General features: G+C 39.7%; 6 protein-coding genes. 4 read left to right on the top strand and 2 right to left on the bottom strand.

The features are described 5' to 3' along the window. From FTV43_RS05595 to FTV43_RS05580, 4 genes are all read left to right on the top strand, one after another. A complete protein-coding gene (locus FTV43_RS05595) occupies positions 1-906 on the top strand; it encodes a Kiwa anti-phage protein KwaB-like domain-containing protein (RefSeq protein ID WP_179995062.1) in 906 nt (301 codons plus the stop codon). A gap of 18 nt (positions 907-924) precedes the next feature. Then, positions 925-4026: a type I restriction endonuclease subunit R gene (locus tag FTV43_RS05590; RefSeq protein WP_179995061.1), complete on the top strand. Its 3102-nt coding sequence runs from the start codon at positions 925-927 to the stop codon at positions 4024-4026. A gap of 294 nt (positions 4027-4320) precedes the next feature. Further along, positions 4321-6894, top strand: coding sequence for an AAA family ATPase (locus FTV43_RS05585; RefSeq protein WP_179990043.1), 2574 nt, complete (start codon positions 4321-4323; stop codon positions 6892-6894). A gap of 489 nt (positions 6895-7383) precedes the next feature. Further along, positions 7384-8028, top strand: coding sequence for a hypothetical protein (locus tag FTV43_RS05580; protein ID WP_179990044.1), 645 nt, complete (start codon positions 7384-7386; stop codon positions 8026-8028). Positions 8029-8056: 28 nt separating this feature from the next. Here the strand turns inward: FTV43_RS05580 and FTV43_RS05575 are convergent, their stop codons facing one another. Together FTV43_RS05575 and FTV43_RS05570 are read right to left on the bottom strand one after the other, a co-directional pair. Beyond that, on the bottom strand, positions 8057-9247 hold the full coding sequence (locus tag FTV43_RS05575; protein WP_004974921.1) for an MFS transporter: 1191 nt from the start codon (positions 9245-9247) through the stop codon (positions 8057-8059). A gap of 94 nt (positions 9248-9341) precedes the next feature. Continuing rightward, a complete protein-coding gene (locus tag FTV43_RS05570) occupies positions 9342-10265 on the bottom strand; it encodes a DMT family transporter (protein ID WP_179995060.1) in 924 nt (307 codons plus the stop codon). Between the last annotated feature and the right edge of the window lie 417 nt (positions 10266-10682).

Below are 10682 nucleotides of genomic sequence, written 5' to 3'. Positions count from 1 at the left end.
GTGGCTATAGATTTTGACTTTAGTAATATTAAGAATATTGAATTTGGGGTGGGGAGAGAGTCAGAAGATCAAAATCAACAGTTTTTTGAGGCTGTTCCTGTAGATGTGAACGTTCAGAAAGCATTAGTTGAGATGGCTAAGGCAACTGTTGAAATCATGAATAAAAGTAGTCCTAGCCCTGATTTATATCAACCGTCAGAAAAGCATGCTGGTATAGAGTATTTATATTTACCGATTTCTGACCAAATGGCACAAACAATGAAGGACTTGCATGAGGCTTTAAACCTACCGATAAATAGCAAGGTTTTAAAAAATCCAACAGAAATTTTCTGCTATTTCGCTAGGTTTTCTGATCAATCTGGGAAAAAGCTAACTGCCTTACGTAGAGCTATTCAGTTCAAAGGGGTATTGAAAAATAAACTCATTAGCCTATGTGATGACACATTAAAAATTGTTGAAGAAAAAGTATTTAAGCTAGATGCTGACTTTGATCTTTTAATTGATAATTCTAATATTCACATAATTCGACCAAGTGCTTTTGAATTTGCTGGGAGGTTACAAGAAGCTATTTTACAAGCTGTGCCTACAAACATTTCATCTATTGCAGCTGATCTAGGTTATGTCGATTTTACTAGCATACAGGCTTATGCTGAAAAAAGACCTCGTGCAGCTCGGTATATTGCATCTATTAAATCACAAGCTGAAACTAAGAATATTGATAAAGATCGTTTGAAACTGTTATGTGAACATACAGGGGTTTCCGTAAATATTCAGAATGGAAAAATTATTGTGAATGAAGGGTATGAACTAGGTTTCTTGGAGGTTTTAGATCGACGTCGTTACCGTTTAGAGTTAATCGACGGTCAAGCTGAGAATTTCAAAGCATCGAGCAGAAGTAAGTTATAAGAAAGGATTAAATAAACCATGAAAGAAACACAACTCGAAAACTTATGCCTAGATTGGTTCGCTGAAAATGGCTGGGAAGTCGTTCATGGTATTGATATTGCCCCTGAGAGCAGTAATCCTTTACGCAAAGACTATAAACAGATTTTATTGGAAGCTGATTTACAGGCGGCTTTTGAACGCTTAAATCCACATTTGCCTGCAAGCTGTTTTGAACAGGTTTGGCAAAAACTGAGCAAGCCTGAGAGTCTGGATTTAGTGACCAATAACCGTGCATTCCATCGTATGTTATTGGAAGGTGTACCTGTCACCTATAAAAAGCATGATGATTGGGTACACGACCATGCGTTCTTGGTGGACTTCAACCAAGTGCATCAAAACCGATTTGTTGCTATCAATCAATTTACCATTCTGGGTAGTAAGCAGCCACGACGCCCTGACATCATCTGTTTTATTAATGGTATTCCCTTTGCCATGTTGGAGTTAAAAAGCCCAACCGATGAAAATGCGGATATTTGGGATGCCTTTAACCAGCTGCAAACCTATAAAGAAGAAATCTCGGATCTGTTTGTTTTTAATGAAGCCTTGGTGGTGAGTGATGGCGTAACGGCTCGTGTGGGTTCACTGACTGCGAATCAGGAACGCTTTTTACCGTGGCGTACGATCAAGAATGAAGATGATAAACCCGCTTTAGAATGGGAGTTAGAGACAGTTGTTCGAGGTTTCTTTGATCGAGAATTGTTCCTAGATTACATTCGATTCTTTGTGTTGTTTGAAACAGATGGCGAAAAGACAATTAAGAAAATTGCAGGCTACCATCAGTTCCATGCGGTTAGGGAAGCGGTACAAGCGACCATTGCAGCAGCCAATCCGAATGGGGATAAGAAAGCAGGCGTTGTTTGGCATACCCAAGGCTCGGGTAAAAGTATTTCCATGTGCTGCTATGCAGGCAAACTCTTACAGCAGCCTGCCATGCACAACCCAACCTTGTTAATCGTAACCGACCGTAATGACTTGGATGGACAGCTCTTTGAAACCTTTAGCAATGCTCAAGAACTATTAAAACAAACCCCAGTACAAGCCAATACCCGTGATGAGCTGAGACAGCTTTTAGCTGAGCGTGAGTCTGGTGGCATCATCTTTACCACAGTACAAAAGTTTGCATTATTGGAAGGTGAGAGTGAGCATCCATTATTGAATGGACGCCACAATATTGTTGTGATGTCAGATGAAGCACATCGTAGCCAATATGGTTTGAAAGCAAAACTAAGCAATGATGGCACGTACAAGTTTGGATATGCCAAGCACATGCGTGATGCTTTAAAGAATGCTGCTTTTATTGGCTTTACTGGAACGCCGATTTCGAGTGAGGATAAAGACACCCGAGCTGTCTTTGGTGATTATGTTTCCATCTATGACATTCAGGATGCCGTCGATGATGGGGCAACTGTACCGATTTACTACGAATCACGTTTGGCAAAGCTAGATATTAATCAGGCTGAAATCGAAGAGCTGTCTGATCAAGTGGATGAGGTGGTGGAAGATGAGGAAGATGTTGGTAACCGAGAAAAGACCAAGAGTGAGTGGAGCCGACTAGAAAAACTGGTGGGTGCCACACCACGCCTGAAACAGATTGCTGCGGATTTAGTCGCACATTTTGAAGCACGTACCGAAACCACAGCAGGCAAAGGTATGATTGTGACCATGAGCCGGGAGATCTGTGTCCATCTTTACAATGAAATTGTTGCTTTGCGCCCAGATTGGCATGACCCTGATCCTGAAAAAGGCAAAATCAAAATTGTGATGACGGGTTCAGCTTCAGATAAACCATTGTTACAGCCACACATTTATAACAAGCAAGTCAAAAAACGTCTTGAGAAACGCTTTAAAGATGTGAATGATCCTTTGCAGTTAGTGATCGTGCGCGATATGTGGCTTACAGGTTTTGATGCACCATGCACGCATACCATGTATATCGACAAACCGATGAAGGGACACAACCTCATGCAGGCTATTGCACGTGTGAACCGTGTCTTTAAAGATAAGCAGGGTGGACTAGTTGTTGACTATATCGGCATTGCTAATGAATTGAAGCAAGCCTTAAAAACCTATACCGATGCCAAAGGTAAAGGTGAGCCGACTTTACGTGCAGAAGAAGCCTATGCAGTTCTTGCTGAAAAGATGGATGCCATACGAGGAATGTTTGCCAAAACCAATGAACAGGTAGGCATGGATTTAAGTGCTTACGAAACTCAGGCACACCGACTGATTATCCCCGCAGCTAACTATGTGCTGAGCTTGAAGGATGGTAAAAAGCGTTTTCTTGATTTAGTTCTGGCAATCAATAAAGCCTTCTCTTTATGCAGCACCTTGGATGAAGCGAAGAACCTGCACAAAGAAATTGCCTTTTACTCAGCCATTAAAGCGGTCATTAGCAAGCATACCTCTGTAGATCGTAAACTGTCGCAAGCTGAAAAGGACAGTACGCTAAAACAGATTCTGGATAATGCTGTCATTGCTGATGGCGTAACAGATGTCTTTGCAATGTGTGGTTTGGATAAACCCAACATTGGCTTGCTTTCAGATGAGTTCTTAGAAGATGTACGGCAGATGCCATACCGTAACTTGGCAGTTGAACTGTTGGAAAAGTTACTCAATGATGGCATTAAGGCAAAGACACGAAACAATGTGGTACAGGAAAAACGCTTCTCTGACCGTTTGCAGGAAACCTTGAGGAAATACAATAACCGAGCGATTGAAACTTCTCAGGTCATTGAAGAACTCATTCAAATGGCAAAAGAATTTCAGGCAGAGATGCAGCGTGAAGCTTCACTTGGTTTGAATCCTGATGAAATCGCTTTCTATGATGCTTTGGCAAACAATGAAAGTGCTGTCAGAGAGCTTGGAGACGATACGTTGAAACAGATCGCACGAGAGATTACCGAAAAGCTCAGGAAGTCAACGACCGTCGATTGGCAGGTTAGGGACAGTGTCCGTGCTCAGCTGAAAATATTAGTACGTCGTACTTTACAGCGTTGGAAGTATCCACCTGATAAAGCAGCTGAAGCGATTGAGTTGGTGATGAAGCAGGCTGAGCAATTGTCGAATGCTTGGACAAAATAAAGGAAGTGTATTAACTCTGCTGTGTTAGTACGCTAACTTTATTTTAACATTGGAAAATCAGAATCTGGAAGTTAATTGGTTTTACATGTGATAAAAGAATATATTTAAGTATCTGGAATTTAAGATTTAGTTTGATATTTCTAAATTTAAAAGAATTTATAGCTGAATAATTAATTTATCATCATACCTAAAACCATAGGAAATGGTGTTTTACAGATATTTTTATGTGCTGATTTTTTTAGAATTTAGCTATATTTAAACAGTTTAAAGCATAAATATTAAGTGGGGGGAATTATGATAATTGAACTTGAGATTAAAAAATGGCTATTAACACAAGCCGATTGGTTACAAGAAGCGGCGATACGAATACTTCAGAAAGGTCAGCTTGATGATAATGACTATCAGGATTTATGCATACTAATAAAAACTCCCGAAGGCAAAGCGGTAACAACTCACCGAACTTATGATGACTTGACTGGAAACCAAATCAAAAATGAATTGCGTCTAAAAGCTATCAATGAAGTTGTTGGTATAGAAAACTTAGCTCCTAAAAGCCCCTTAACATTTGGAAAAGGGAATTTAAGTGTAATTTATGGACATAATGGTTCAGGTAAGTCGAGCTATACACGTATATTAAAAAAAGTATCAGGAGTCCCAAGAGCACAGAATTTAAAATCAAATGTTTTTTTGCCGCCACCGGATCTTAGTCATTGTACATTTGTAATTGATATAGATGGGAGTGAGCAAGAAATTAAGTGGGGTGCTCATGAGTCATGTTTAGATGACCTCGTTTCAATTGATATTTTTGATAGTGAAGAAGCAAATTATTATTTAACCAAAGAGAGTACTGCTACATATACGCCTCCAGCAGTTACCTTGTTTGCAGAATTGGCAAAAGTTTGCTCAAAAGTAAAGGATATACTACAAACCGAGCAGGATACTCTTTTCAGTAAATTACCAAAGCTTCCTAGTCAATTCTATTCAACAGAAATAGCTACTAAGTTGAATGCATTAAATGACCAAACGAATGATAAATTCCTAGAGAGCTTTACTTTATGGTCTGAAAATGATCAACAGCAACTCAATAATTTGAATTTAAGGTTGAGTACAGATAATCCAACTGAACTTGCGAAGCAAAGAAGAAAAACAGCCTTACAAGTGAAGGAAATTATTAAAGCACTTGAAGGGGCACAACACTCGCTAAGCTCTTCAAATATCGAATTGCTTAGATTTCTTAAACAAGATGTAGTGCAAAAGCGCCAAGTTGCCTTAGATGCAGCAAAGAATATAGCTGGTGAATTAACTGGGGTAGGTGGTGATACTTGGCGAGCAATGTGGAGCGCTGCTAGAAAGTATTCTCAAGTGGTATATTCAGAACAAAAATTTCCAGTTACGGATGATGCAAAATGTTTACTTTGCCATCAAGAGCTTAATCTTGAGGCAAAAGAACGACTACAAAATTTTGAAAAATTTGTATGTAGTACTCTTGAACAAGATGCTGCAAATGCAGAAAAAACCTATAAAGCTAGCCTTGCCCAACTTCCTTTAGCTTTAACGGATCAACAAATAAGAACTCAATGTGAGGCTGCGGGAATCGGTACTGACGATTGGTTAAATTGTTTGGGGGGTATCTGGTTAAAAATTAAGAATAATAGTTTGGTTCTTAATGCTCATGAAGAGCAGGGGGTACTTAGCGATATTTCCGAAGTACAAAAAGTAATAGTTGATCTTAATGAATATACAGATCGATTAAATCGAGAGGCAAATCAATTTGATCAGGATGCTACAGAGTTTGATAGAGTTCTGGCTAATAAGCAAAAGTTAGAATTAGAAGCTAAGATGTGGGCCAGTCAGCAAGTTGAATCAATAAAGCAAGAAGTACTTAGATTAAGAAATCATAAGCAGTACGAGTTGTGGAAGTCACTAACAAATCCTAGACATATTTCCACTAAAGCCGCATCAATTTCTGAAAGAGCTATTACTGAAGCATATATTCGGCGTTTCAATGACGAATTACGATTATTGGGGGCACATCATTTAAAGGTTGAGTTAATAAAAGCGAGAACAGCGAGAGGGGAAGTTTTTCATAAAATTCAATTAAAGGGGGCAACTAATCAAAACTTACTACCAGAATCAGTTTTAAGTGAAGGGGAGCGTAGAATAATTTCTTTAGCAGCTTTCTTAGCAGATGTAGTCAATAAGCCTTATTTGGCTCCATTTATATTTGATGACCCAATTTCCTCCTTAGATCATGATTATGAATGGCATGTGGCCTCCCGTTTAGCAGATTTAGCCAAACAACGCCAAGTTATTATATTTACACATCGTCTATCACTTTTTGGCACAATGGAAGATGTATCTAAGAAAAATGGTGAACAATGGCATAAGGTCCATTTCTCGGCATTATGTATTGAGAGTTTTAATGGGAGTGTGGGACATCCTGCACATCAGCAAACTTGGAATTCTAATACAAAAACAGCTAATAATATTCTTCTAGATAGATTAAGGGATGCTTCTAAGATAGGCCAACAATCTGGAGTAGAAGTTTATCGACAATTAGCTCAAGCCATTTGTAGCGATTTTAGGAAATTATTAGAGAAAAGTGTTGAAGATGACTTATTGAATTCAATTGTAAGAAGACATCGTCGATCTATCACAACAGATAATAAAATACATTCTTTAGCATTGATTGAAAAAGATGATTGTATATTTATAGAACAATTGATGACTAAGTATTCATGCTTTGAACATAGTCAGTCAACAGAAATCCCAATACGTATTCCTGAAGAAAATGAGCTACGTTCAGATATTGAGAGTCTGATAAGATGGAGAAAAGAGCTTTCAGATAAGCGAAAAAGTGCTAGCTAGCAGTAATTGTTGTTTTTAAAAAAATTATGGATGGTGATACTCACTATCCATTTTTTATTATAACGGATATGTATTTTGTGACCCACTAAGTTATTTGATGTTTTCTTGAAAGGTTTATGATTTACACCAATTTTACGCCACAATATTTTTACATTAAACTAAATTATTGATAATAAATATTTAATTTTATTTGTATGTCCAATCCATCATCGGGGCAACCGAAATGCGAGGTTGTAAAGTTTGGATGGCACGTGTCATAACCCACCTGAATTGAAAAACAAAAGCACAAGACCGCGCATTATACGGGGTTTAAGTGAAAATCGACAGTATCCCCAACCCACATCCATTGGCATTAACTTTGTATTTATAACCATGAACAAAGCAGCGCAACCGTAGACGCTAAAGCGGAACTGCTCAGTATTTGTATGCGTAGCCGTTTTTTAGTATGTTGAAAAGATAAGGATAACGCAGCATAAGAGGGAGAATAAAATGTTGGTATTAGAAGAAATTTATCGCACTAAGAAAAATGAATTTTCAACGGCATTTAATTTACGCATGCAGCGCAGTTTAAGTTGGTGGAAAAAAGCCATTGAGTTTCATGATGATGTCGATATGCAATTTATGACAGCATGGGTGGCGTTGAGTGCCTTGTATGCGCAAGGTCAGACGGCAGAGCATACACAACAGACTTTGCAGCAATTTGTGCAGCGCATGTATCAAAAAGATGTCGATCAGCGCATGGCGAGAATCATTTGGGAAAAATATCCACAAAGTTTAGAGGTGTTGCTGACCAACCCTTATTTGTATCAAAGTTTTTGGGATTGGCGTAATCAAAAAATGACTGAAGCTGAATGGCGTGCAGATTATGAGGCAGAAAAACAGCAGATTATGCAGGCATTGCACATTCATGATTCGGTCACAATTTTGGCATGTTTGTTTAAGCGCTTATTGACGTTACAGCAGCAACTTTTACAAGGTGGTGCAACTTATAACAGTGCAATCAACCGCAAACAACTCAGCCATGCCAATACTTTATTGTGTGCGTTGATGCCGTGTTTTATCCAAATTTTATTGGAAAATTTAGAAAATGTGGAATTGAGTCAGCCATTTTACCCTGTGATGCAAATGTCTTAAGCGACTTGCTTGATTGTAATCGCAGCGTTTAAGGCATGGCGGTGTGTTGACGTTGATGCTGCCAGTCGAGTAGGGCAAAGCTCATTGCGGCGGTAACAAAACACAAACCAACTAGGCAACTCCATAACCATCCACCATGTTGCCATGCATAGATTCCCAAGGCAGAACCACAAGCACCGCCAGTAAAATAACTGGTCATATAAATTGAGTTAATCCGCGATTTGGCATCGGGGTGTAAACGGAAAATCACGTTTTGGTTGCTGCTGTGTACGGTGGCAAGCCCAAGGTTAATTAAGCCAAAACCAAGAATATAACTCCATAAGCTGAATTGTCCGTTGTATAGAAAGACCCAGCTAATTGCTAATAAAGCTAAACCACCCCAAGTCAGTGCTGTAACATAGCCGCGATCTGCAATTTTTCCCACATGTTTAGTCGAAAGAGCACCGAATACTCCCACCATTGCCACAATGCCCACCATAAAGTCGGCTAAGCCAAAACTGGATTTGAGTAATACTGCAATGGTAGAAAACAACACACTCATCGCTGCAAAAGCAAACGCACCGAGCAAGGCACGATAGACCAAACGACGTTCTTCTAAAATGAGTTTGCCCATAGACTGAAACACGGCCAAATAGCTGAGTTTGCTGGTTGAGATAAAGGGTAAGCGTGCTTTGAGGACTGCGGCAATGCATAGCATCAGCACGCCACTAATCAGGTAAATCACTTTCCAGTGGAATAAATTGGACAGCAAACCTGCCAAACTGGTCGAAAGTAAAATACCGACCAATAAACCGCTCATCAATAAACCAACCACTTCACCCATTTTTTCAGGTTTTACGGTCATGGTGGCAAAGGGAATTAAGACTTGTGCCGCCACAGAAAACAGCCCTGTGATAATCGTGCCAATCCATAGCATGCTTAAATTGCTGGAAAAGGCACATAAAAATAAGCCAATCGAGGCCAAAAACATCAATAGGGGAATGAATTTGGTTTTATTGACAATATCGCCCATAGGCACAATGAATAATAAACCCAGAGCATAAGACACTTGTGCAAAAGTCACCGTCAATGCCACTTGGGATTGCGGAATCTGGAAAGATTGATGAATCGAGTAAATCAGCGGTTGGCAATAATAATTCGCACCCGCGCATAGGCCACAGGCAATCGCCATCAACCAGAGCAGGGTTTTATCTTGGCTGATGTCGGGTGCAGTGTTCATAATTATCCTAAGGTCAATGGTAAAACGGGGTTGCAGTAGCTCAAAGATTGAATCCAATATTCAACTTCATTAGTGGCAGGATGTCGCCTTTAACTTAATGAGAGAACTTGTTTTTGGACAAGGTGATCATCATCACGCCTACAATATTGAGCATGCAGCCGAACCATTGTATGCCATTTAGATGTTCACCTAAAAATGCTGTGGCCAATAGAATCGTCAAGATGGGGCCAATTGAAGCAATCATGGCCGATTGTGCCGCACCTAAACGGGCGATACTGTGCGCCATGAGTAAGGTGGGCAAGACTGTGACAAATATCCCTAAAGCAATACCATAGCCTAGCACTTCTACAGGCAGTTGTTGCACCAGTCCCAGTGGATTCGGTGTGACCAAACTGTAATGCGTAAGCGTACCGATGCAGGCAATACTTAAAGCCAGACCTGTAAAATTCCAAGAGCCAAAATGCTGAATCAGGCTTTTGGTCAGCAATAAATAGCCTGCAAAACACACTGCACTGGCGAACACTAAACTACTGCCTAACCAAAAATACGTGTCATGCGGAGTATTGCTCTGTTCCTGTAACATCACAATCACTGTTCCGCCATAACTCAGAGCAATTGCAAACAGACTCAACCAGCTAAGTTTCTGCCGATACATCACACTCGAAGCCAAGACGGTGAGTGTTGGGTATAAAAACAGAATAATGCGTTCTAATGAGGCACTAATGAACATCAGCCCTAAAAAATCCAACCAACTGGAAAAATAATAGCCCATCAAACCTGCAAAGATCAGCAGCAGCCAATTGCGTGTAGAGATGTTGCGGCTGTGGTAGCGATTGAGCCAACAAATCAGTAGGAAGAAAGGCAGGGCACTTGCCATGCGCAAAGCCATGAGTACGGTTGCATCGACCAACGGTGAAAGTGCATAAGCTTGTTTAATAAAAATGGCTTTGGTACTAAACAAAAAGGCTGCAAATAAGGCAAAGATGGAGCCCCATTGTGTGGCGTTAAGTCTGATCATGAAAAATGCTGTCGAGCAAGGTGGATGCAAGAAAAGTGACACATGCCGCGCACACAAATACAAGTTGTATGATGGATAAAGACAGATGCGACTGCATGAATAAAGCTGTGTGCTGTATTTGAGTAAGCATAGCCGATTTTATGCAGATGGTCTGCTTGAGATGGCATAAATTTTGTGAAAAGTAGAGTAAATGAGCTTTGCACGATAATGGTGCAAATTAGCTAAAAATGTTGCAAAACAGAGAAAATCCATCATCAGACTAAATGACGCACAAAAAAAATGAAAAAAATAGCAGCACTTAACTTAGACCTGAGTTGAATAAATTCAAGCTTCTTTTAAAAGTTTTACTGTTTCAAATATTCGATTTTACTCATAAGGCAAAGGTAGGTTTTTCTAAGGTTTTCAGATGCGCAAAAC

The sequence above is a fragment of the Acinetobacter sp. YH16053 genome, assembly GCF_013417035.1.
Taxonomy (GTDB): domain Bacteria; phylum Pseudomonadota; class Gammaproteobacteria; order Pseudomonadales; family Moraxellaceae; genus Acinetobacter; species Acinetobacter towneri.
The sequence above is the reverse complement of the archived record's forward strand: the minus strand, read 5'-3'. Positions and strand labels throughout refer to the sequence as shown.